Here is a 22,942-nt window from a genome sequence, read left to right as displayed (position 1 = left end):
AACTCAGTAGTGAAACGAAACAGCGCCGATGATAGTGTAGCATTTGCTATGTGAAAGTAGGACATTGCCAGGCTCCAAATAAGAGAAACCCGTTACAGCGATGTGACGGGTTTTTTGTTGTCTGGAATAAAGTAAAAACACCAAGCCAAGACCCCATGGTGAACTCAGTAGTGGCCGCTCTTGCAATCCCTATGCTCCACGGCATTCGTATTCCTATACATCAAACAAAACAGCTCGAAGGCGAGCCCCACACAAGGTCGCCCCAACACAAAGATAGTGTCGCATTTGCTATGTGGCTCTCTACCGCTGTGGGCACCACGACATCCTACTGCGTAGCGCACCATGGATCTAAATTGAGAAAGCCGCTCAGAAATGAAGCGGCTTTTTTACGTCTGTAGGAAAGCTAATGGCTTTGAGCTGTCAGCAGCGTAGTGTTAACCTTTGACATGCGTGTACTGCCATTTTTCTAAGCTTGAAAACTCGAAAATTTATTTCCTCTATCAGCTAATGAATTTTGATTTTATGACTGTTTCAAATTCATGACAGTAAGTAACTCAGTAATTACAAAATAGGCTGTAATATTTAGTTAATTATATCGCCAAAAACTGAAATAATGTGTTGATTTCTATATGCTCTTGCCAAATTATTATACTAATAGGTGAAGTGCATGAACTCTTCCACTGATGCTGCGCAGTTTGACGCAGTGACAACAAGTAAATCGAAATGGAACTTTCATGATACCCAATGGGTGTTGAGTCTTTTTGGTACTGCAGTCGGTGCCGGTATTTTGTTTTTGCCAATTAATATTGGTATTGGTGGCTTTTGGCCGCTGATCATTTTAGCGTGTTTAGCGTTTCCAATGACTTTCTTAGCCCACCGTGGCTTAGCGCGTTTTGTATTGTCATCAAAGAACAAAGATGCTGATTTTACCGATGTGGTTGAAGAGCATTTTGGTGTGAATGCTGGTAGATTAATTTCATTATTGTATTTCTTATCAATATTTCCAATTCTACTGATCTATGGTGTTGGCCTAACTAATACTGTTGATAGTTTTATGGTAAACCAATTAGGTATGGAAGCACCTTCTAGAGTATTGCTTTCAGGAATTTTAGTTGCAGGTATGATCAGCTTGATGCTCGGTGGTGAAAGGCTAATGTTGCGTGCTTTTGCTATTTTAGTGTATCCGTTAGTCGGTATTTTATTGTTTTTATCGTTGTATTTAATTCCGAGCTGGCAAGTACCAAATATGGCCTTTCCTGAGTTTGCAGGCTTTAGTAAAACGTTATGGCTGTCAATTCCTATTATAGTGTTCTCATTTAGCCACGCAGCGGCGATCTCAAGCTTTGTAAACGTACAGCGAGGTCATTATGGTAAACAAGCGACAGCTAAGTCCGAGGCGATTCTAAAGCGCACCAGTTTATTACTGATAGTGTTCGTTCTATTGTTTGTATTTTCGTGTGTACTTTCATTAACACCAGAGCAAATGTTGCAAGCAAAAGCACAAAATGTATCCGTGTTATCATACTTAGCTAATGTTACTGACAACTCATTTATTGCCACCTTTGGCCCGCTAGTCGCGTTTATTGCTATCACTTCATCTTTCTTAGGTCACTTTTTAGGAGCAAGAGAAAGCTTTAATGGGCTTGTTACTAAGCAAACCAACCTATCAGTGAAGAACGCCGATAAAATTGGCGTTGCTATTATGTTCTTGGCAATTTGGTTTTGTGCTGTTAAAAACCCAAGTATCTTAGATATGATGGACCAACTATCAGGGCCGATTATTGCGATGATCTTATTCATCATGCCAATGATCGCTGTTTATAAGGTTCCAGCATTACAAAAGTACCGTGGCCGTTTTAGCACTTTGTTTGTGTTAGCTGTAGGCTTATTAGCGGTAGCTGCATTGATTTATGGTTTTGTTGCTTAGCGAGTAGCTTTAGGGACTTTAGTTAGATTAAATAAAGGCCCTGTAGGTGACAAACTTACAGGGCTTTTTAGTTTATGCTATTGCAGCTAGAGCGCAGGTTCTAATATCAGCGGTAAAAGCTAGACTTTTTTGAAACTTGTATCAGACGTGGCAATACCATTTTTACTCTCGTTTGCAGGAGACACAGCTTGGCCTTGTACATTATAGATTTTTAATTTGCACTTGGTAGGCTGAATCAGTCGCACTTGCAATAGTCGTCATTACTGCTTTCGTTAGCTATAAGCTTACTAAGCACTAATTGATTTTCTGGCACGTATAGCAGTGCATCGCCTTTTTCTACGCTCCACTAAAGGTCTGATTCAAAATTGTTTTCGAACTCAGAATTTGTGTAAGTTAAATGTAATGGGATTGATGCAGCATTTTTCGCAAAAACTTTATCAATCAGCAATAATACTGAATCATTATTAGGACTAATCCTGACACTAGACTAGATGCGTTAAAAAATCTCTCATTTAGAACAACTCAATAACGAAATTTCTGCCTTGCTATCGCCCAGATTTCCTCACCTCTAAACAGATCACTTAATTAAGCGAATTGGTATAAAAATCGTACTAATTACATTCAGTTTCTTAAGTTTTATATCAGATTTAATTGAATGTAAAAGCTCAATTTATAACGATCTCGCTGTGTGATTTGTATGTTTAATGTACAAAAAATTGACAAGTTTAAAAAAGGGAACAACAATAATAGGAACAAGGATCATATAAAACTTGTTGAGGCCAAACGGCCCAACAAAATAGTTTGAAATAAAAAGGAAATTATAATGAGAGTATTATTAGTTTTTGTCTTTCTTACGCTATTGCTTACAACCTCAAATCTAAAAGCAGAACAAGATCACAAAGATTCAAGTTTAAACAGCATTTCCGATAGTATTCAAAGATTTTACTCGTTAAGTAAAACAGAAAATTTAAAAGAATATGAAGAATTACTACTGAATAAAAAAGCTAATTCAGAAGAAGAGTCACTTTTGGTTCAGTATTTTATCGCACTCATCAACTACAGACTTGGGCTGCTGGATTACGAAAATGGCGAAACCTATTTTCAGAAGTGCCTTGATACTAACAACAATATACTCTCCAAGTCAGCAGAATATACCGAAGCGCATGTGCTCACCGCCGCATGTTCTAATGCTATGATTCGTTACCAACCAGAACAAACAATGGCATTGTCACTTAAAAGCCGTAATGCTCTTGATGCTGCTACGAAAATTGACAGTCAAAATCCTCGCCTTCTATTTATCAAAGGAACAAGCGCAGTGTATATCCCCCCACAATTCGGTGGAGGAATAGACGAAGCTAGTCAATTATTCACCAGAGCTATAACGTACTTCAGAACTCAAAATTCAACGGAGGGCAAGCAGTTACCTAAATGGGGCTTTGACGAGGCTTATCTTTGGTTAGGTATGCTCAAATCCTTGTCAGGTGAGCAAGGAGATGCCATATCTGCACTCACCAAGTCATTAGAAATTTCTGACAATATTTGGGTGAAAAACACTTTGATACCAACTCTAAAGAGGGGGGAGTCAATCGCGCAGTACTTTGGGCTATAAATAACTACTGAATAGCAAACATCAAAAGAGTAAAAAGTTTGGGATTATTACTATGTCAGTCAACATTGAATCGACAGCAATTAATCAACAATACCTTTCTCTGCCTTACATTACAGGAAGCAAGGAAAGTAAAGGGTATGAGGAAATAAACTCTTATTATTACCCAAGAGGACCAATCAAAAGAGTACTTAGTTATTTTAGAGGTTCTGGGGGCTTAATTATGTACACGGGCAACTGTGAATTTTATGAGTTTGATCACATTGCCCGAAATATTCTTGGTAAAAAGTCATTCGAGAGTAGTATACAGCGGACCATCTTTGGTGGTGGTAAAGGCTTTGACTTACCTACCATGATGGCCTCCTCCTTAGGCGAAGTTATCGAGAGGGCAATGGGAAGCTTTATCTCATTTGCATATGATGACCAGTTGATACATGGTACTTACAAAACTATGCTGGAAAAAGGATTCAACTGCTTGCATCCCAGTGAATTACCCTTGTTTGCAGATGAACAATACGAAAAAGAAGGATTTGAATACGAAAGATTTACTGAAGATACCTTTGTGGGATGGATTCAAGGTGAATGCTTATTGAATGGTTCTGAGAATATTTGGGTGCCGGCTCAAATCGTTATGCCATTTAATTTACTTCACCCTAAGGAAAATATGTTTTGCTATGCCACTAGTGGTGGACTAGCGACTCATATTACAAAAGAACTGGCCGTTTACCATGGTATTTCTGAAGTGTTAGAGCGCGATGCTGTGAATGTTCACTGGAATACAGGCCATGCTCCAAAGATCATTGAGTTGGACTGCATGCCAGACGATTTTAGAGTGCAACGTATTTTAGAACATGCCCAAACCCTAGTTGACAATATTACTCTTTATTTACATATGACAGATGTAGAGGATTTTTACACTGTCACTGCGGTTGGTTTTGTCGAAGGTTTTAATAAGTATAACTATATTTCCGGAGGCGGTGGTGGTCTGACAATTGAAGACGCCATCCTCTCTGCTTTAGGTGAATTTGCGCAGGCTGAGGGAAGTAGCCGAATAATTCTGAATTGTCCTCAATGGGTATATTCAGAAAGAGTAAAAGAGCTATTTTTTGTTGAAGAAGATGTACCAGTAGAAAAATTCGATATTTTTTATAAAGTAATTGGTCACTATGGTTATCCCTCTCACGCTAAAAAGCTTCAATGGTATCTGGAAGGTTCCGGGAAAGTTAAATTATCAGAATTAATGAGTAAACCTAAAAAGAGTGAATGTAAATTTGAGCAAATGTTGGAGATATCGAGAAAAAATGGATTAAACCCAATATTTTTCGATTTTACGCTACCAAATTTACAAACAGTCCGTTTGACGAAAGTTTTTTGTACCAAACTTACACCTCCATATTTACATTCAATGCCTTCATATGGAGTTGACCGTTATTTCGAATTACCACAAAAATTAAATTGGAAAGACAGAAAGTTAACTTTTGAAGACCTGACTAAATCACCACAACCATATCCATAGAAACTGGGTTACTTGTAATTTAAAACCGGGTTAGCGGTAATGGGTGCTTGTTGCATTACAACTTGCAGCGTTAGTAGGAAAACACACGGAATAACCGTGAGGTTAACTTTTAAATTTAAATATGAGGAAGACAAATGAAACTTTCAAAATCATCAGCTTTCGATCACAGATATGAGTCTGGATTAGCGTTTGCTCCAGGCGGTTGTAACTGCTGGTGCTGTTGCTGCTGTTGCTGTAACGGCGGCGATCAAGTCAAAGCCCTGTAAGCTGAGTTAATTAATGCCGGCTCTTTTATGAGGGTTGGCATTTTTAAAAGAATCTATGTCGACCATAAATATAAGGTAATTATAAATGGCACTTAAAAACGAAAAGTATCAAATTAACCCGCATCTTCGAGTGATAAAAGTCACCGAGAATGAAATATTGGTTAAACACAGTGCTCGCTCTTTCTTTTCCAAAAATTGGACGGATAAAGGGCGCACTGGTTTATTAGGTCGTGTTATTAACCATATGAATAGCCAAACGAATCTTCAGGATTTAAGAGAAAAAGAGATCGTTAAATACGAAGAACAAGAAGACGCCCTGCAACTAATTGAACAATTAATCGAAGAAAAAATACTGGTGGAAGCTGACCACGATTTGGTTGATGTCTACTACCGAGTTATTCAAGATGCCGAAACTCCATTGGCGGATAAACGGATAGGAGTCATTGGTTGCGGTCAGTCGGGAAGTCGCATTGCCAGGCAACTCGTACAAAGCGGCATTAAGCATTTACTACTAGCAGATGATGCTAAAATCAAAAATACCAATACAGTTCATCGCTTCCTTGGTATTGAGCCCAGATACATACAAGAACAGGCTCCGATTGCTGATTGTTTAGCTGAATCTTTTCAACACTATGATTTAAAATGTATTTCTACTATTACCGAAGATAGTTTTTCTAAGGAAAACATCGCCAAGGTTTTCGAAGAGTGTGACTTTGTGGTTGCCGCATTAGATGAATATATGCAGTCTATTTTGCACTCTGTCAATGAGCAGGCTCTGGAAGCTGATAAGCCTTGGGCTATGACTATATTTGATGGCTCTGAAGGTGTCGCTGGGCCCATTTTCGTTCCTGGAGAAACAGGCTGTTTTAACGAGTTTGATATTCAGGGTATTGCCGCAGCGGGCACCTTAAAGCGTGATGTCATCACTTATTACGATGCCGTCAGCGCTATGGGACAACCTGATTTGGGAATAGCCCCCCCTCCCTATGTTGATGTGGTATCAGGACAGTTTACCGCAGGACTGCTGACCTACCTTACAACTGGGAGAAGCTACTTGGTGAGTCGCGCCATACGGACTGACTTCGAACGCATGTCTGTAGATTATGAAGATATTAAACGTATCCCACGCTGCCCGGCTTGTGCTCCATTCCGTCCATTTAGAAACGTGTTCTTGTAGGAGTCCAGTTATGCCATTTATCGATCCTGCCGATTATTTTCTAGATCAGAAAACCACGGCTGAAGGCACTTTTATGCCGCCGATTAACAGCATTGACTTGCTGCCAGAAGTATATAGAGAGTTTCAATGTCGCTTCGGTGAGCTTTCCATTAACCCTGCGGAATTCTTCCACGAAAACTCGAAAGTATCCCGCCATACCACGAGGCGAATCGCTGAAAATCAAGAGAGCATAGATCAAATTATTCAGCATTACATGGATACTTCCTACAACTATAGCCCCGACACTGTAAGTGATATGAATATCAGTCCAATCCTGCCGGCATTTGAATGGTGTAAAGAGGTTCCCGAGTGTTTGCATTCACTGGGACAATTTTCCCCCAAGCGCTTCTACGCCATAGATGCTTATGTACTCACTGGGGACAAGTTGCGCAAGATCCTGCCCAACAAACAAATTCTGGTTAAAGACAGAAATTACGACGCAGCAAAGCTGAAAAAATTGAACCAGTCATTTTACGGACCTAATGTAGATTCGGTATCCAATCAAGACTCACTGGTGTTTCTTGTTGGTTGCCCTTGGAGATATATGATGATGTTTGGGGCTAAAGGCTATCGCAAAATGCTGTTAGATCTGGGTTATATTCTGGGCTTCTACGAAGAAGATATACAAAATGGGCAAATGACGCAACTGGATTACTTCTATGATAACGAAGTGGATCGATTTTTAGATCTGGACGGAATCGAACAGTCTATTCAATGCATTCTCGGCGTTACAAACGAAAAGAGTGGAGTACACAGTCATGGATAATAATGAACAAACCATAGGGCAGGAAGTGTCATCTTCTACACCAATGGCAGAGCAATCTAATCAAAGCGGTCCTTTTTCGAATCGAGATACGGTTACACCTCTTTTGGAACAACTGGAAGCGGCAAATCGAGCGGCCATTGAAGTTTATGTTAAGCGCGCATTGGCTAGGCAAGAAGAAGGTTTAGCGATTAACCCTCTCGCTCTGGCCCATGATGGATTAAAACTGGATGTGGGTGTCGGTAAGCAGGTCATGAATAACATTTTATTCTCAGATAGGCCTGCGATCAATGAGGGAAATGACAACAATACTTTTATCAAACTCCCTGAGCCATGTATACAACCCACGGAAAAGTTTGAGCAACTGATGCGCCGAAGGAAATCAGTGCGAGATTATACTGATGAAGAAGTATCATTGGCAGAAATATCTAGCTTGTGTACATCCACAGTGAGTGCCAGAGATAGATTCAAAATCACTTCATCTCAGGTTATTCCTCATGCACCTCTTGCTCCAACAGGGGGAGGCTTACTCTCTATTCAGCTGTACTATATTTCGCTGAATACGGAATCTCTGTCCCGCGGCATATATAAATACAGAGCTGACAAGCATGCGTTGGAATTGGTGAGTGAAGGTGAAGTAAGGGGTCGCATATTTGAAATTACTTCATTCCAGGACTGGATTGCTCGCTGTGCAGGTATCTTTGTATTAGTTAGTGATTTAGATAGAGTGCAATGGAAATATGAGGACAGAGCTTATCGTTTAACCCATATGGATGCTGGTGTATTAGGGCAAAGCTTGCACTTGGCGGCAACCTCTATTGACCTCGGATCGTGCATGGTGTTCGGTTTTCTGGACAATGAAATGAATCAACTTATGGGCATTGATGGAGACCGTCAATTTGTCTCTCTAATTATGCCAATTGGTAAACCGATATCGGATTTCACCTCACTTTAATAGGAGATGGTTATGATGCTTTATTTGGTGCTAAGTTTTGTTCTGATTTTGGCTGCTGTATTTGCAATATCGGCTCGACTCCTTTCCAGATGGCGCATTGATAGCTATGATTTTTTCAACCGAAACAGCTTGCTAATGTACTCTGCCACCCTAGGTCTTCTGTTTATCGCTGTGTTCTGGGGCACTTCCCACTCCGAAGTTGTGCTGTTGTTCGCATTGCCCTTGGGGTCTGAGCACTGGCTAGTGTTTACAGCAATTATTTTACTGTCCACTATTTCAGGTCTATTACTATTTAAACTAGAAGCTTGGATGATATCTCTAAAAACCAAACAACAAGCGCAATCCCGTACGTCAGTGGTGTCCTATTGGCAAAAGAAATGGTTTGTTCCTGTTGTGGTCTCAATTGTGTTGATGGAAGAGGTTATATGGCGAGCCTACTTGCCATTAGCCATGTTTCAAGAGTGGTCGTTCTCTCTCTCATGGGCGCTCGTCATTAGCTCACTAGCATTTGGGGTTCATCACATATTTTTTGGCTGGATACATGTTATTTTTAAATCAGTATATGGCTTTATTTGGTTGTTAATGACTTTGAGTTCCCAATCATTACTGCCTGCCATTATCGCCCATTGCGCCTTTAATTTTGCAGTCTATTGGCACAGTGCAAATCAAGTCAACACTTTAATCAATGTGAACGAGGAGCAATAAGGCTGATATGTCAAAAATACTCAATTTCAAAAATATCCACAAGTCTTATGACTCCAACCTCGCTCTCAAAGATGTCAGTTTTTCAGTTAGTGCTGGCAAAGTTCTGGGAATTTTGGGCAGAAACGGGGCTGGAAAAACCACCATAGTCAATTTGTTAGTGGGGCTTCTTTCATCAGACGAAGGAGAAGTGGAGTTATTCAATTCGCTTCCTCCGTACGACCAAAACACTCGTTCAAAAATAGGTTTGGCGCCTCAAAGAATTGCTTTGTACAGCAGTTTGTCTATTATGGAGAATCTGACTTTCTTCGCGACTCTGCAGGGCTTAAAGGGAAGTGAACTTGAGCACAAAGTAAATTACGCCTCGGAAAAAATGGGACTGCATACCTTTATCCATCGCAAGGTGAAGTCTTGTTCTGAAGGAATTAAACGTAGAGCAAATATGGCGGTGGCACTGCTGAGTAACGCTGAACTATTGTTACTGGATGAACCTACTGCAGGTGTAGATATTCAAAGTCGGCAACACATATTAGACGTTGTTCTAGATCTGAAAAATTCAGGCAAAACTGTATTGTATACCACGCATTATATCGAGGAGGCGGATCAGGTCTGTGACGAGGTCCTAATACTACACGAGGGCCGAGCTTTGGCTTGTGCTTCCACACTGGATCTTATTGCTCAGTATGGCGGCGATAGTCAAATCTCTTATCAGCAGAGTGAGCAGGGGCAACCTGTGGTTCTTTCTAGCAGAGAACCAGCGAAAGCTGTGCATCAATTATTTAATTCTCACTCCAGCATTTTTAATCTCAAGGTTATTCCGCCCAGCCTGCAAGACGTGTTGACAAATTTGCTGAACGGAGAAAAACTCAGTGCGTGAAATCATCTATTTAATCAAAAAAGATTGCATGTTAATTGTCCGTGATGCATCCAACTTAGTCATGATTTTGTTGTTACCTCTTTTGATCGCGACCATCTTTGGGGCCATTAACAGTGTCAGTGAGGAAACCAATAAACTAGCCATAGCCTTGGTGGACAATGATAAGACAAAAATAAGCACCGCCTATGTAGGTAGATTATCAAAACGAGAAGAGCTGGAAATAATTCAAAGCTCGTTGGAAGAGGCACAAAATGCCACGCGTTTGGGGGACGTCATTGCTTATTTGATTTTGGAGCCAGGTTTTGGCGCTGGATTACAACAGTTTCCTTTTATTACCTCTCCTTCCGAAATCCGCATAGTATCGGATCCCAAGCGCAAGATGATTTCTGGCATGATAACCGGCATCACGATACCTACCGCGATGGAGTTAGTGCAGGAAAGACAAGGAAGTGGTAATTCGGATATGGCCAGTCAAAGCCTAGAGCCCCTGAAAATCACTCATGAAGATTATGTCGTTGAAAGCGATCTACCCGTGAGTGCTTTCAGTATTACAGTACCACAAGCTTCACTTTGGTCCATATTAGCCTGTGTAGCCATTATGAGCTCCAGCCTCGCCACAGAAAGATTGCAACAAACCATTTTGCGATTAAAAGTCTCCCCTACTCCCATGTGGGTTATTTTGTCCTCCAAGATTCTATCTTGTATGTTCACTATTTTTGTTTCCTGTGTAATTTTAATCGTATTCGGAAAAATTGCGTTTCAACTCAATATTCAATCTTTCGCTATGCTGAGTTTCGCCATTTTGTGTTCGGCATTTTGTTTTGCCGGACTTATGTTAGCCATTGGCAGTATTGGATCTAACCCTGAATCGGTAGCAGGCGCAGCCTGGTCGATTATGGTCATATTTGCCATGTTAGGGGGTGGTATGATGCCCCAATTTTTAATGCCTGAATGGCTGTCTTATCTCAGTAACATAAGTCCTGGGAAATGGTCTATTTTGCTGATGGAAGGGGCAATTTGGCGTGATTATTCAATAGCAGAAGCTCTTTTGCCGGCAGCTATTTTAATCGGTCTTGGCGGATTGGGTTGTGCCGCTGGCATTAGAAACCTCAATCAAGAAAAATTTTTATGAGCCAAATGCAAAATAATCAACAAAAGGACGTAGGCAAAGAGGCCTGTGAGGATATGTTGTCCATTCTGCACAAACTTGAATTTGGCGACACAGCTCCGTTGCACAAACCAAGTAATCTCAAACCGATCTATTATTCAATTTTTGCTTTATTAATACTAGGGGCTGGCTATATTGCAGTTCAGATCTTATCCACAGGTAAACCAACTGAGGTCAGCGTAATTGGCACTCCACAGAACACTAGCTCTTTCGGCTTGGCTCTAGATGCCCAATTAGAGGTATCTGGTTTTGTTGTTGCACCAGAGAGCACCACAGTGTCAGCCAATGTAACGGGTAGAGTGACCGGTATTTCCGTAGGGCTTGGGGATTTGGTGCAAGCGGGTCAAGCTGTCGCCACTTTAGACGACAGGCAAGCAAAGATAGAGCTAAATACCTTTGAAACGAACTTGAAATCTCAGTTATCTCTTAGAGAGGTTAGGCTGGAAGATTTAGCTTTAGCACAAGCTTCCAGTGATAGAGCCAAGCGACTATTAGAAGAGCAGCTCATTAGTGACGAAGCCTACGAACAAGTAATCAGTCAGGTCATTATCAAGAAAATAGCAGCCATCCAGTTAGAGCAATCCATTGATGAGTTAAAAAATGGAATTCTGCAGACTCAGCTGTACCTCGATGACCTAATTATACGCTCGCCGTTTAATGGTATAGTGACCGCTATGAGCGCTAACGTCGGCGAAATTATTTCTCCTGCATCTGCCGGGGGCACTTTTACCCGAAGTGGCATATGCACCATCACAGATTTGTCTTCTTTGGAATTTCATTTCGATGTTAATGAACGCTTTCTTCCACAAGTGGTAAACAGCGACAGTATTAGTGTCAGTTTTACCTCTCAACCCGATTTGCTAGTTGAAGCCAAAATTAAACAAATCGCTCCAATTACTGACAGTCAAACAGGCACTGTTATAGTCATAACAGAACCTGTTGAGCAAGTGCCCAAAATCAATCCAGGCGCAACGGTAACAGGGGTGTTTACTAAAAAACCAGACCATTTAAATGACGCACCTAAAGCTATTCTGATTCCTAATTCAGCGGTGCATATTCTAGATGGAAAAACCTATGTATTTGTTGAGGTAAACGGTGTTGCAAGACGGAGGCTAGTTGATGCAAGACAAAAGGCAAATGACGATTATCTGCTAACAGATTTGCCGCAAAGATTAACGGTTATCTCATGGTCTGCTTCACCTCTAACAGATGGTCAAGACATCATTATTAAGCGATAATATTATGTTTTTACAAATAAAAAAATTGTCAAAAGGATATCGAAAAGGCGACACACGCATTATCGCCTTGGATCAAATTAACCTGAATGTCGAGCAGGGGGAGTTTATTGCTTTAACTGGCCCTTCGGGCTCAGGAAAAACTACACTGCTGAATATTATCGGCGGGTTGGACAATCAGGATGCAGGTCGAATACTCATTGAAGGCCAGGTACAAACCAAAGGTTGCGATGCAGAATCTGCGTTTTGGAGAGCGCAAAATATAGGTTTTGTTTTTCAGTTTAGTAATTTACTGCCTTATTTAAGCGCTGCACAAAATGTGGAATTGCCACTACTCCTAACCAGTCTATCATCGAAAAAGAGACGAGAACGAGTCAGTGCAGCACTGGAACTTGTGGGACTAGCCGATAGAGCCTCACACTATCCCAACGAATTATCTGGTGGACAGGAACAAAGAGTCGCGATTGCAAGAGCTTTTGTCAGTTCGCCAAAGTTAATGTTGTGCGATGAACCTACCGGTGATCTGGATAGAGAGTCTGCCAAATCAATTCTGAACTTACTCAACACATTAAAAACAGAGTTTAAGAAAACGATCATTATGGTGACACACGATATGATAGCGGCAGAAGCAACTGACCGACGCATAGAGTTGTACAAAGGAAAGCTAACTCAAGCCATTGTTTCTTCAGAGATCTCCCCATTTTCAGATAAGGAGCGCTAGTGTGGGTTTGTTGCAGATAATAGTGAGGAATATGTTACGTAAGCCGGTACGGCTTGTACTGACTATTATACCTATGTGTTTGGCATTTTTTGGTTTTAGTTTGATTGTTGGCATCGATAATGCTTATGACGTAGAATTTGAATTAGACGATAAACGTCGCATAGTTACTATAAACCGGCAGTCAATTACCCAGCCGTTAATGCAACCTGCCATCGAACGGGTTAGAAAAATGCCACAGGTAAACGATGCCACTTTCGTCACTTGGTTTGGCGGTTACTTTCTCAAACCTGACCAGACCTTTTCTCAATACGCTATTGAAGAAGACAATTATTTTGCAGTGTTTGACGGAATTCAAGTTCCAGATACTAGTTTGCCCTTGTGGAAGGAAGATCCAACAGCTGTTTTAGTCACACCGGTACTTGCTGAGCGTTTTGATTGGAAAACAGGTGACAAAATCATACTCACTACTAGCATTTGGACCCAAAAGAATTTCAGCAGTGATTGGCCCTTTACCATCGCTGGGATTTTTTATGCCGAGGACGGTACTGAAGAGGAGTCCATGTTAATTAAACATACTTATTTGGAACGGAATCGTTTGTTTGGTAGAGGTATGACTAGTTTTTTTGTATCCCGGATTCGTCCTGAATATGACGTCAACAATACTATCACCCAGTTAGACAACCTGTTTGAAAATAGCAAAAGCCCGACTTTTACATCAAAAGAAAGCGCTTTCGCTGAATCATTTCGTAGGCAGTTAGGCGATTTAGCACTAATGACAAAACTCGTATTAGCCATTGCCGTTCTGGTAGTGTTTTTACTCACATCTAGCTCTATGGCTCAATCGCTGGTGGAGCGAAAAAGAGAGTTGGCACTCTTTAGTGCAGTGGGTTACTCAAAAAGAAAGATTAGTTCATTGTTAGTGATCGAGAATATTTTGGTTGTTGTGTTGGCAATGCTGATTGCTACTTGCATTACTTTTGTAAGCTCCTGGATACTGGGACAAATACTTGTGGATGGTCCATTCTCTGATATTGAGCTCAGGTTTTGGGACATAGTTCAAATTACCGCCATCGCTATTTCTCTTGGTGCAACAGGCGCAACTCTTCCTTTGCTAAAATTGCTGAAGGAAGACTTGTCAGCTAACTTAAAATCGGCGATTTAGCATGAATCTGTTTTTAAATTGTTTACGATTAGACATTAAGAGTTCAGCCAAAAGGCGTTACGAGGTTGCTTCTATTCTAATTTGTTCCGCCAGTTTGACTTTAATCATTTTGGTGTTTTTGTCACTTCGCGTGGGGTTATCTGAGATGATTCAAACAGCGGGATCGGATAAACAATTGATATTACTGGGCAATGGTTCAGAAAGCGAAGTGATCAGTTCCTTTAATTTTCAACAAATTGAACAGCTAAAGACACTCATCTACGCGAATTCCAGTAACCCAGTTATCGCTCCGGAGCTTTTTACTAATATTCGAGTCGGTGACGCCACCAAGCGCGAAGCCCAAGTGATTGCTGTTAGAGGTGTAGGTGATGATTCACTGAAACTGAGAAGTCACTTCAGTATACAAAGCGGCAGAATGTTTGAATCAGGCAGACGTGAACTCATGGTTGGCAACAAGCTGATTTCGCGATTTCCCTGGTTGGGACTGAATCAAAAAATCACTTTGGGTTCATTAGAATGGATTATAGTGGGCGTTTTCTCAACAACTGAAACTGTTGCAGAGTCCGAGATTTGGGGGGACGTTAGCTTACTACAGGATGCTTACAACCGGGGGGCTATTTTTCAATCTATTCGAATTGGATTTGAAGATGCTGAAAGCGCTCAGGCGATAATGAATATGCTCAATCAGGAGAACAACAGAATCAGTTTAGTTGCCAAAACGCAGCGACAGTACTACGCAGGCCAAATTGATGAAATGACTCAGTTTGTAGACATTATCGCCATTCCCAGCATTATAATTTTAATCCTAGCCACAGGTTTTTCGTCATTGCAGAGCATGCATACCATGATTGAAGCGCGCCAGAGAGAAACCGCGTTACTAAGAGCAATAGGCTTTTCTTCGGCAAGTCTGGCGTCCAGTATTTACAGTGTCACCATACTGATCAATATAGCTGGTGCGGTAGTGGGAATATTGGTGACATTGGGCATATTTACCCAAACCAAAGCCGTGATTTTGAATCATCTCAGCCTAAGTGAAGTGGTTTTTCCATTTAGCATTACCTGGCAAAGTGCCTTCATCGCTGTTCTGACATCTATAGCTATGGCGTTGGTTAGCGGACTACCCCCGACTTTTATTTCACTAAAGCGCTCAATCGTTAACGGTATTAGAAAAGGTTAATTCAAGTAAGGAAATAATAATGAATCAACAAATGCATCGCTTTTTAGACATTGAAGCGCAAATCTGGCAGCTAAAAATGCAACATGATGCCGATGGATTAAAACAGTTCTTTACAGCCTTTGTTGAAGAGCAAATGCCAGAACAATTAAAGCACTGGCAGATCTATTATGGCGCATTTGTGTTATTGACATTGAGTCAATTGGGAGGAGACAGCAAAACACATTCACAACAGGCCATAACCTTGTTGAAAGATGCTCATGGTATAGAAGACAATAGCGATGAATTCTATAATCTGCTTGCCTGTTGTAGTGGTCACTTGGCGGCTGCAACTTCTGAGCCTATAGCGAAGGCGAGAGCAGGGATGACATCGGATAAATCCTTCAAGATTGCGCTTGAAATAAATCCTAACAACCCCCGTACTTACCTATTGCAAGGTTTGTCCTTTATGAACAAACCTAGGCTAGTTGGTGGGAGTAAGAAAAAAGCGCTTACGCTACTGACTAAATCTGTGGAGTTATTCGAAACTGCGCTGCCAGTAACAGAACAAATACCATCATGGGGGCACCTTGATGCTCTTTATTGGCTTTCTAATTGTCACCTGTTCTTCAATCACTTTAAAGAGGCTAGTCAGTATGTAGATCAAGCACTTCACATGGATGCCAGATTTAATTGGGGCTTGTCGCTAAAGCAAAAAATTGAACTTAAAAGTGCTAGTTAAGATTGGAGAAAGCAGAGTGTCTAAGTCTATCCAACAGAACCTGATGATAGCCTCTTTTCTAATCGGGATGAGTTTAGACATCTCTGCCGCCATGATAACCAAACCTGTGGAGAGTTGGTCTCACGTTAAACCTGAGCCCTATATTGGTGTAGGTGAGCTTGACTCTATAGAGCTTGCAGCAGACTTTTCTCTTCGGAGGAAGATCGCTTGGCAAATTTCAGCTGAAGTTTTAGCGCCTGCCAAACAACAAACCGGATTTGGTTTTATTGTGGAAAATAACCTTACTTCACTGTGGCAAACCTGGTTTTCCCGTGATGACATTGAGTATCTTTTAGACACAATAGATTCAAATTCAGCGTTTACGGGTTCGGGGCTTACAGAAAGTGCAGCCCAGAAGTTATTGTCGAGTATTCAAAGACCTAAATCGCCCAATATTGATCCGGCACCATTGACAGGGGGGTTCCAACTATTTTCTCCTGCAGTTTACAACTCTGATTATGTGCTTCACATATTGCAACACTTTCGTAGTATTGCTGCATGTCAAGCGGTGACGGTAAAATTAATGGACACACCGCTAGCGGACAAAGCATCTCATTCCAATTGTATGGTGGAATTTCCGGCAACCTCCATAATGATGAAATTAGCCTGGGGCGAAGTTAAATCTCAAAGTGCCAATGGCCTTTGCTATAAAAGTAATGTTAAAGATTTGAGCCCCAGCGGTGTACATCAGGTTATCGCTAATAGCGGTGCATGGGTTGAAAGAGGAGAGTATTGCCTAGATAAAACTAACGCTTTTACCATGAGTGATGGTGATAGAACCTTTGTCCTAAAAGGTTTTCACATTGTTACTAAAGAGCTTAAAGATTGGATATGGATCTCATTTATTTGGCAACCCGAACCAGATATAGGCTTTGGTAGTGACAGACCGGACAGTATCAGTGACGTCTACAGCAACTATATTATGTTAGTGTCGGTCAATGAACTGGAAATGGATCCCTCCCCAGGAAATGGAATGAATAACCTCCCGCTGTTTACTGGCAGTAAAAAATTATTTTTAAACTATCGCAATAAAAAAGAGGTAATCACTTGGAATTCTAACCCTTTTATTGAAGGGCCCGATTCCACCAGTAATTGTATTAGTTGTCATCAGGGTATATTTGCCACGGGCAAATTTGGGCCAAATATAGAGCGTAAACATTTTCCTTATGACTATACCTTTGGCACGCAAAACAGTGATCTTATCTTGATGCCAAGAGTATCATTCAGAAAAGCCATTAACCGAGCCGCAGCGAAATTTAGGTCTAGTCACAAAGATGACAAATAGGGTAAGCGAACTCAGTTTTTGAAAATTAACAATGTACTTGAAAAAGCTAAGGAGGTTAGAAGTGCCCCGATGGTGGTGGTGAATAGTCTAATAGTATTTGTAGCTTTAGAGTATCAAGCCAGAGAGAAGCTGAAAGAATAAAAGGCCTACGTAAGGGGCAAGCCCCTTGTATTTGCATATTTGTCGGCGGGGTTTTAGGCCGCGTAGCTTTAAATAGGTCGCTTTTAATAATTGCTATTTATGGAACGTAATATTTCCTATAATAGTAATTATTGATTAAGTATTGATGTAACCAACTAATGTTAAAGCAACTTGTAGTCGCTAGTAGTCTAATTATTGTTAGCGGATGTGATGACAACGTTAAACCTAAGCAATCAAAGGCTGCAGTACAACCTTATCAATTAACAACACTTGAACATTATCAGCATCAAGCTAATAACTTACTTCGCAGTATTCGAGTGCAAAAAGACGCAGCTAATTTAGAAACTCAATCTGCTGATTTAGTCGCGCTATCGCAGACTATCCTCAATGACTTGATAGTTGATTATCCACAATGTGCTGAATACATAAATGCGCTTATTGCTGTTGCTGATTTGCTCCCTTCATTGCCCCTAGAAGAAATTGAAAGTGGTTATCATAGCGATGGTAAGCTACCTAAGTTTGACGATCCCATATGTTATCACGGTAAGGATTTATTGGTTCATCCTGCGACTGTACAGGCGGTTGCTCGTTTAGGATTTGTTGACCCACAAGCTTATGAATATGCTGAACTTGAGATTATTGAGGTGATAGCTCATTTTGATCAGGTTGAACAAGCATTAAATAAATAACAAAATGCCGGAGTGTTAACGGGTACTGACATAAAATTGTCATACCAGCTTGCTACTTTAGCACTCTCTTAATGAAGTAATGGGTTGATGATAAGTGAGTGCTCGGCTAGGTATATTAGAAAATATCTTAAAAAACAGTGAAATAACGACACTGTTTCAACCCATCTTTGATATTGCAGGGCAGCAAATTTTAGGTTACGAAGCATTAAGTCGAGGCCCTAAAAATTGTGATCTAGAGATGCCAAATGCGCTTTTTAGTGCTGCAATTGTGCACGATAAAATCTCAGAGCTTGAGTTGTTATGCCGTTCAAAAGCGATCGAAAATTTTGTAAGGTTAAAACTACAAGGCAAATTATTCTTAAATGTAAGTCCTAAAACGTTACTTGATCCCTGCCATCCGAAAGGCGAAACATTACACCTAATTAAGCAGTTTGGCTTGGCCGCTAATAGAGTGGTGATTGAAGTTACCGAACAAGAAAAGGTTGATGATGGTTTTTTATTGCTAAAAACAATTGCCCATTATCGCCAGCTCGGTTTTTCGATTGCCATCGATGATTTAGGTGCAGGCTACTCAGGGTTAAAGCAATGGTCAGAATTATGTCCTGACTATGTGAAGATTGACCGTTATTTTATTGACCATTGCGATGAAAGCGTGGTTAAAAAAGAATTTTTAAAATCAATTATAGAGTTAGCGAAAGTTACCAAAACAGCGGTGATAGCAGAGGGCATAGAGCGGGTTGAAGAACTCAGTTTACTTGAAGGGCTAGGCATTGTGAATGCGCAAGGCTTTTTGCTGGAACGACCAAGTTTAAAACCTAGCTTAGCGTTTGACTCAGCTCAATTACAGCAATTAAGTTTTACCCCACTTAACAATCAGTTTGAGCAATCAATGGCGATAGGTTGGTTAGCGATCGAACAAGCGCCAATAGACAGTCATACTCGTTGTAAAGATGCGCATAATATTTTTGAAAAAGATAAATCGATTATCAGTCTTGCGGTTGTCAATGAAAGCTTGCAGCCGATAGGCTTATTACACAAAGATCAACTGACAGAAGTATTTGCGGCTCCTTATGGCCATGCTTTATACGACAAACAACCGGTTACGGCACTAATGCATAAGCAACCCTTGGTAGTTGATGAAAATCAGCTGCTTGATACTGTTAGTCAGCAAATTACCGAAAATGATTTTGATATTCGCCGTCATATTGTGATCACTCGCACTGATCAGTACTTAGGGCTCGCGCCACTGCGGGATATTTTAAAACATATTACGGAAGAGAAAATTCGTCATGCTCAGCATGCTAATCCACTTACTATGCTGCCGGGGAATGTTGCAATTAACGAAGCAATTGAGCATAGATTAAGAGCCAAACACAGCTTTGCATTAGCCTATATTGATTTAAACCACTTTAAGCAGTTCAACGATTTATATGGTTACGCCAGTGGTGATAGTGTTATCAAATTATTGGCCGATGTCACCACCCAAGCTTGTAGTAACGTGCCCAGTTTTGTTGGTCATATTGGTGGCGATGATTTTATGGTGGTCTTTGATGGTGATGATGCGGCTACAGTATGTAACAACATAATAACTGAGTTTGAGCTGAAATCTCGTGCATTCTTTACGCCAGAGCATATTGCCAGTGGTGGTTATTGGGCAACTAATCGTGAAGGTGAAAAGCAATTTGTACCTTTACTTACTTTATCGATTGGCGTTGTTGAACCCGATCTAGAGCAGTGTACTAACAGCCATCAAATTGCTGCATTGGCAACAGATGCTAAAAAAGAAGCAAAACGCTATCGCCACAGCTATCTATTTTTATGTAAACGACGTGGTCCTGCTTTGGCGGTTGTGCGTTTAACTCCTGAGAAACAAGTCATATAAAATAACGTTAAGTAGGGCTGTTTTTCTTGAGTATTTATTGCTCAGCGTGTAGCTTTACTAAAACACTAGAAAATAATAAATATGACTAGGTATTTCTTTTCACTCATCTCGCTCTCGGTACTTATTGTTAGTACCGTATACAGTGCTAAAACTGCAGCAAAAGAAACGGTCACAATCGCTCAAGAACCTCGAACATTATATAAACGAGATGCATACTTAAAAGAGTTACTGCAACGTGCGCTTGATGCTGCTAATTATTCAGCCCAGTTAGAATCTGTCGTGGTACATCCTCACCAGCAGCGCGCGCTCATAGCCCTTGCCGATAATAGCGTTGACCTATATTGGAGTATGACCAGCCCCGAACGCGAAACCTTAGCAATACCGATAAAAGTGCCGTTATTTAAAGGTTATATTGGTAAGCGAGCCTTAGTAACTAGGCAGTTGTTTCTTAATCGCTTTGCTGATATCAAGAGCAAAGAGCAACTAAAAGGGTTTACTGCAATTCAAGGGCATGACTGGCCCGATACCAAAATATTGGCATACAATGATTTATCGGTGCGACCGTTTGCAAATTATCAAGCGATGTTTAATATCGTTTTGACCGGACGAGTTGATTACTTTCCTCGCTCCTTCATAGAAGTAAGCTCAGAGTTAAAAGAAGTTAATAAGCAAGCGCTGGTTATTGTGCCAAATTTATATATTAGCTACCCGAGTGCTTTTTATTACTTTGTGGCCAAACACAAGCCAGAACTGGCAAAAACGCTCAGCGATGGCTTAGCTATTATGCAAAAGAACGGTAGTTTTGATGAGCTATTTAACCAGTATTTTGGCGATGATTTAAAGGCCTTGCCATTTGATCCGCAAAACACTGTTGAGATCAAATTAGAGAACCCTTATTTTAATCATTAAAAAAGGAGCCTAGGCTCCTTTTAGTATCGATCTGAGTATAACTCGCTATTAGCGAAGTAACGCTTCAGTTAATACTGGGCGAATTTCACGGATCATCGCTTGTGTTAATTTCGGTGCGCCACAGATAATATTACCGCTGTGAGCGTAATTATTACCACCGGCAAAATCTACAACCATACCGCCAGCTTCTTTAACCATTAGTTCACCTGCAGCTGAGTTCCATGGTTTCAAACCAATTTCAAAGAAACCATCAACACGGCCAGCTGCCACGTATGCCATGTCTAGTGCAGAACAACCGGCACGGCGAATATCAGCAGTGTGAACAAACAATGCTTTGAATGCTTCAGTATACGCATCCATATGGTGTTTGTTTTTGAATGGGAAACCAGTGGCAAGAACAGTACCAGAAAGAACGGTAGTTTTACTTACACGAAGACGTTTGCTATTTAGCTGTGCGCCTTGACCACGAGAAGCGGTGAAAAGCTCGCCACGAATTGGATCGTAGATAACAGCTTGGTCTAGACGACCTTTAACTTTAAGTGCGATAGAAACCGCGTAATGAGGGATGCCTTTGATGAAGTTTGTAGTGCCATCAATAGGATCAACAATCCATTGGTAATCTGCATCTTTACCTACGTGCTCACCTAGCTCTTCACCAACAATAGAGTGAGTAGGGTAAGATTGTAAAATAGTGTCGCGAATTACGGCTTCGGCTTCTTTATCAATATTCGTTACTAAATCATTAGTGCCTTTTTGTTGCACTTCAACTTTTGATAAATCTTCGCCAGCGCGAAGTAAAATTTTGCCTGCGTTACGCGCAGCGCGAACCGCAATGTTTAACATTGGATGCATGGTATTACCTTTGGGTTGTAAAAGAACGTGTATATATTTCTATATATTTCAGCCGGCGTATTCTAGCGATTTTTGACACAAAGTAAACAATAAACCCCAAAAATTTTTGAGTGTTTTTTGTACTGGCTTGAGTTGCAAGGTAAAAATTACAAGACAAAAGCCAGCATTGATCGTTGATACATAAAACTTCCCATATTTATTACCTAGAACCTAGAATCTAGAATCTTTGCTGCTTACAGCTTTTCTCTATGTTATAATTCGCGCAATTTTTTGGTATGAGTTAAACAGTAATGATCTTAGATGACATCCGCATTGTTTTAGTAAACACCTCGCATTCAGGTAACATCGGCTCAGCGGCGCGCGCGATGAAAACCATGGGCTTATCAAAACTGTATTTAGTTGATCCAGCGTGTGAAGTTGATAGCCACGCCAGCGCATTAGCAGCCGGTGCAACTGATGTGCTAGGTAATGCGGTAATAGTTGACACAGTTGCTGAAGCGATTGCAGGTTGTGCTCTAACTATTGGTACTAGCGCCCGTTCACGTACTTTATCGTGGCCGATGGTGGAACCACGTGAGTGTGGTGAGAAGCTAGTTGCTGAAGCTGTTACTGGTCCTGTGGCATTAGTTTTTGGTCGCGAAAATAGCGGCTTAAGTAATGAAGAACTACAACTATGTAACTACCATGTGTGTATTCCTGCTAATCCTGAATACAGCTCGCTTAATTTAGCAATGGCTGTGCAGACCTTATGTTACGAAACACGTATGGCGTTTTTAAATCTGCAACCAAAAGCCACGCAAGTAGATGATGCTGTGTATCCAAGTTCAAAACAAACCGAGTTATTTTACGAACACTTAGAACAAACCTTACTGGAAACAGGCTTTATTATTAAGCAGCATCCGGGCATGGTAATGACTAAGTTACGTCGTTTATTTAACCGCGCACGCCCAGAAGATGCAGAGCTAAATATTTTGCGCGGTATTTTAACCTCAATAAATAAGTCTACTAAATAAGCGAAAGTTATAAGACTAATACTTGACTAAATTACTCAGGTAATTACAATGAACACAGTACTTGACTAAAACAGTCGGGTATTGAGGTTTAGCTGATAGCTGATAGCTGATAGCTGATAGCTG

Annotated in this window: 20 protein-coding genes; 19 read left to right on the top strand and 1 reads right to left on the bottom strand. The window is 40.8% G+C overall.

Annotated features, from left to right (window positions below):
- Window positions 1-667: 667 nt before the first annotated feature.
- The 18 genes from H5182_RS20650 to H5182_RS20565 all read left to right on the top strand — a co-directional run bounded on the left by H5182_RS20650 (window position 668) and on the right by H5182_RS20565 (window position 20,954).
- Complete coding sequence (locus H5182_RS20650; protein ID WP_182760547.1) at window positions 668-1,927, top strand: aromatic amino acid transport family protein; 1,260 nt, start codon at window positions 668-670, stop codon at window positions 1,925-1,927.
- Between the two features lie 823 nt (window positions 1,928-2,750).
- A complete protein-coding gene (locus tag H5182_RS20645; protein WP_182759145.1) occupies window positions 2,751-3,536 on the top strand; it encodes a hypothetical protein in 786 nt (261 codons plus the stop codon).
- A 52-nt stretch (window positions 3,537-3,588) separates the two neighbouring features.
- A complete protein-coding gene (locus H5182_RS20640) occupies window positions 3,589-5,049 on the top strand; it encodes a YcaO-like family protein (RefSeq protein ID WP_182735798.1) in 1,461 nt (486 codons plus the stop codon).
- Between the two features lie 351 nt (window positions 5,050-5,400).
- Window positions 5,401-6,492 carry a ThiF family adenylyltransferase gene (locus H5182_RS20635; RefSeq protein WP_182735797.1) on the top strand — a complete coding sequence of 364 codons (1,092 nt, stop codon included), beginning with the start codon at window positions 5,401-5,403 and terminating at the stop codon, window positions 6,490-6,492.
- Window positions 6,493-6,502: 10 nt separating this feature from the next.
- Window positions 6,503-7,297, top strand: a complete 795-nt coding sequence (locus H5182_RS20630) for a hypothetical protein (protein ID WP_182735796.1) — start codon at window positions 6,503-6,505, stop codon at window positions 7,295-7,297.
- Window positions 7,290-8,249 carry a SagB/ThcOx family dehydrogenase gene (locus H5182_RS20625; RefSeq protein ID WP_182759144.1) on the top strand — a complete coding sequence of 320 codons (960 nt, stop codon included), beginning with the start codon at window positions 7,290-7,292 and terminating at the stop codon, window positions 8,247-8,249. Before H5182_RS20630 ends, H5182_RS20625 begins: the two co-directional genes overlap by 8 nt.
- 12 nt (window positions 8,250-8,261) lie before the next feature.
- Window positions 8,262-8,954 (top strand): CPBP family intramembrane glutamic endopeptidase, encoded by a 693-nt coding sequence (locus tag H5182_RS20620; RefSeq protein WP_182735794.1) that lies wholly within the window; start codon window positions 8,262-8,264, stop codon window positions 8,952-8,954.
- A gap of 7 nt (window positions 8,955-8,961) precedes the next feature.
- A complete protein-coding gene (locus H5182_RS20615) occupies window positions 8,962-9,828 on the top strand; it encodes an ABC transporter ATP-binding protein (protein WP_182735793.1) in 867 nt (288 codons plus the stop codon).
- Window positions 9,821-10,960, top strand: a complete 1,140-nt coding sequence (locus H5182_RS20610) for an ABC transporter permease (RefSeq protein WP_182760546.1) — start codon at window positions 9,821-9,823, stop codon at window positions 10,958-10,960. The genes H5182_RS20615 and H5182_RS20610 overlap by 8 nt, the downstream gene beginning before the upstream one ends.
- Window positions 10,957-12,234, top strand: a complete 1,278-nt coding sequence (locus tag H5182_RS20605; protein ID WP_182760545.1) for an efflux RND transporter periplasmic adaptor subunit — start codon at window positions 10,957-10,959, stop codon at window positions 12,232-12,234. The genes H5182_RS20610 and H5182_RS20605 overlap by 4 nt, the downstream gene beginning before the upstream one ends.
- Window positions 12,235-12,238: 4 nt before the next feature.
- On the top strand, window positions 12,239-12,952 hold the full coding sequence (locus H5182_RS20600) for an ABC transporter ATP-binding protein (RefSeq protein ID WP_182760544.1): 714 nt from the start codon (window positions 12,239-12,241) through the stop codon (window positions 12,950-12,952).
- 31 nt (window positions 12,953-12,983) lie between these two features.
- Window positions 12,984-14,114, top strand: a complete 1,131-nt coding sequence (locus tag H5182_RS20595) for an ABC transporter permease (protein ID WP_220497117.1) — start codon at window positions 12,984-12,986, stop codon at window positions 14,112-14,114.
- A 1-nt stretch (window position 14,115) separates the two neighbouring features.
- Window positions 14,116-15,291: an FtsX-like permease family protein gene (locus H5182_RS20590; protein ID WP_182735788.1), complete on the top strand. Its 1,176-nt coding sequence runs from the start codon at window positions 14,116-14,118 to the stop codon at window positions 15,289-15,291.
- A 19-nt stretch (window positions 15,292-15,310) separates the two neighbouring features.
- A complete protein-coding gene (locus H5182_RS20585) occupies window positions 15,311-16,009 on the top strand; it encodes a hypothetical protein (RefSeq protein WP_182735787.1) in 699 nt (232 codons plus the stop codon).
- Window positions 16,010-16,025: 16 nt separating this feature from the next.
- Entirely contained in the window at window positions 16,026-17,333 is a 1,308-nt protein-coding gene (locus tag H5182_RS20580; RefSeq protein WP_182759139.1) for a hypothetical protein, read from the top strand.
- A 299-nt stretch (window positions 17,334-17,632) separates the two neighbouring features.
- Window positions 17,633-18,163: a hypothetical protein gene (locus H5182_RS20575; protein WP_182732646.1), complete on the top strand. Its 531-nt coding sequence runs from the start codon at window positions 17,633-17,635 to the stop codon at window positions 18,161-18,163.
- A 94-nt stretch (window positions 18,164-18,257) separates the two neighbouring features.
- Entirely contained in the window at window positions 18,258-20,045 is a 1,788-nt protein-coding gene (locus H5182_RS20570; RefSeq protein ID WP_182760543.1) for a bifunctional diguanylate cyclase/phosphodiesterase, read from the top strand.
- Between the two features lie 81 nt (window positions 20,046-20,126).
- Window positions 20,127-20,954 (top strand): ABC transporter substrate-binding protein, encoded by an 828-nt coding sequence (locus H5182_RS20565; protein ID WP_182732644.1) that lies wholly within the window; start codon window positions 20,127-20,129, stop codon window positions 20,952-20,954.
- Window positions 20,955-21,002: 48 nt separating this feature from the next.
- Here H5182_RS20565 and suhB read toward each other — a convergent pair whose 3' ends face one another.
- A complete protein-coding gene (suhB, locus tag H5182_RS20560) occupies window positions 21,003-21,806 on the bottom strand; it encodes an inositol-1-monophosphatase (protein WP_145236520.1) in 804 nt (267 codons plus the stop codon).
- Window positions 21,807-22,096: 290 nt separating this feature from the next.
- Here suhB and trmJ point away from each other — a divergent pair, with 290 nt between their 5' ends.
- Window positions 22,097-22,819, top strand: coding sequence for a tRNA (cytosine(32)/uridine(32)-2'-O)-methyltransferase TrmJ (trmJ, locus tag H5182_RS20555; protein WP_182760542.1), 723 nt, complete (start codon window positions 22,097-22,099; stop codon window positions 22,817-22,819).
- Window positions 22,820-22,942 lie beyond the last annotated feature (123 nt).

Source organism: Pseudoalteromonas sp. SG44-17 (assembly GCF_014164235.1).
Taxonomy (GTDB): Bacteria; Pseudomonadota; Gammaproteobacteria; order Enterobacterales; family Alteromonadaceae; genus Pseudoalteromonas; species Pseudoalteromonas rhizosphaerae.
This window is presented reverse-complemented; position numbering and strand designations above follow the sequence as displayed.

What these genes read in the sequence shown, in the direction of transcription:
- H5182_RS20650 (WP_182760547.1), top strand. Translation starts at nt 668, where the DNA reads ATGAACTCTTCCACTGATGCTGCGCAGTTTGACGCAGTGACAACAAGT.
- H5182_RS20645 (WP_182759145.1), top strand. Translation starts at nt 2,751, where the DNA reads ATGAGAGTATTATTAGTTTTTGTCTTTCTTACGCTATTGCTTACAACC.
- H5182_RS20640 (WP_182735798.1), top strand. Translation starts at nt 3,589, where the DNA reads ATGTCAGTCAACATTGAATCGACAGCAATTAATCAACAATACCTTTCT.
- H5182_RS20635 (WP_182735797.1), top strand. Translation starts at nt 5,401, where the DNA reads ATGGCACTTAAAAACGAAAAGTATCAAATTAACCCGCATCTTCGAGTG.
- H5182_RS20630 (WP_182735796.1), top strand. Translation starts at nt 6,503, where the DNA reads ATGCCATTTATCGATCCTGCCGATTATTTTCTAGATCAGAAAACCACG.
- H5182_RS20625 (WP_182759144.1), top strand. Translation starts at nt 7,290, where the DNA reads ATGGATAATAATGAACAAACCATAGGGCAGGAAGTGTCATCTTCTACA.
- H5182_RS20620 (WP_182735794.1), top strand. Translation starts at nt 8,262, where the DNA reads ATGATGCTTTATTTGGTGCTAAGTTTTGTTCTGATTTTGGCTGCTGTA.
- H5182_RS20615 (WP_182735793.1), top strand. Translation starts at nt 8,962, where the DNA reads ATGTCAAAAATACTCAATTTCAAAAATATCCACAAGTCTTATGACTCC.
- H5182_RS20605 (WP_182760545.1), top strand. Translation starts at nt 10,957, where the DNA reads ATGAGCCAAATGCAAAATAATCAACAAAAGGACGTAGGCAAAGAGGCC.
- H5182_RS20600 (WP_182760544.1), top strand. Translation starts at nt 12,239, where the DNA reads ATGTTTTTACAAATAAAAAAATTGTCAAAAGGATATCGAAAAGGCGAC.
- H5182_RS20595 (WP_220497117.1), top strand. Translation starts at nt 12,984, where the DNA reads ATGTTACGTAAGCCGGTACGGCTTGTACTGACTATTATACCTATGTGT.
- H5182_RS20590 (WP_182735788.1), top strand. Translation starts at nt 14,116, where the DNA reads ATGAATCTGTTTTTAAATTGTTTACGATTAGACATTAAGAGTTCAGCC.
- H5182_RS20585 (WP_182735787.1), top strand. Translation starts at nt 15,311, where the DNA reads ATGAATCAACAAATGCATCGCTTTTTAGACATTGAAGCGCAAATCTGG.
- H5182_RS20575 (WP_182732646.1), top strand. Translation starts at nt 17,633, where the DNA reads ATGTTAAAGCAACTTGTAGTCGCTAGTAGTCTAATTATTGTTAGCGGA.
- H5182_RS20565 (WP_182732644.1), top strand. Translation starts at nt 20,127, where the DNA reads ATGACTAGGTATTTCTTTTCACTCATCTCGCTCTCGGTACTTATTGTT.
- suhB (WP_145236520.1), bottom strand. Translation starts at nt 21,806, where the DNA reads ATGCATCCAATGTTAAACATTGCGGTTCGCGCTGCGCGTAACGCAGGC.
- trmJ (WP_182760542.1), top strand. Translation starts at nt 22,097, where the DNA reads ATGATCTTAGATGACATCCGCATTGTTTTAGTAAACACCTCGCATTCA.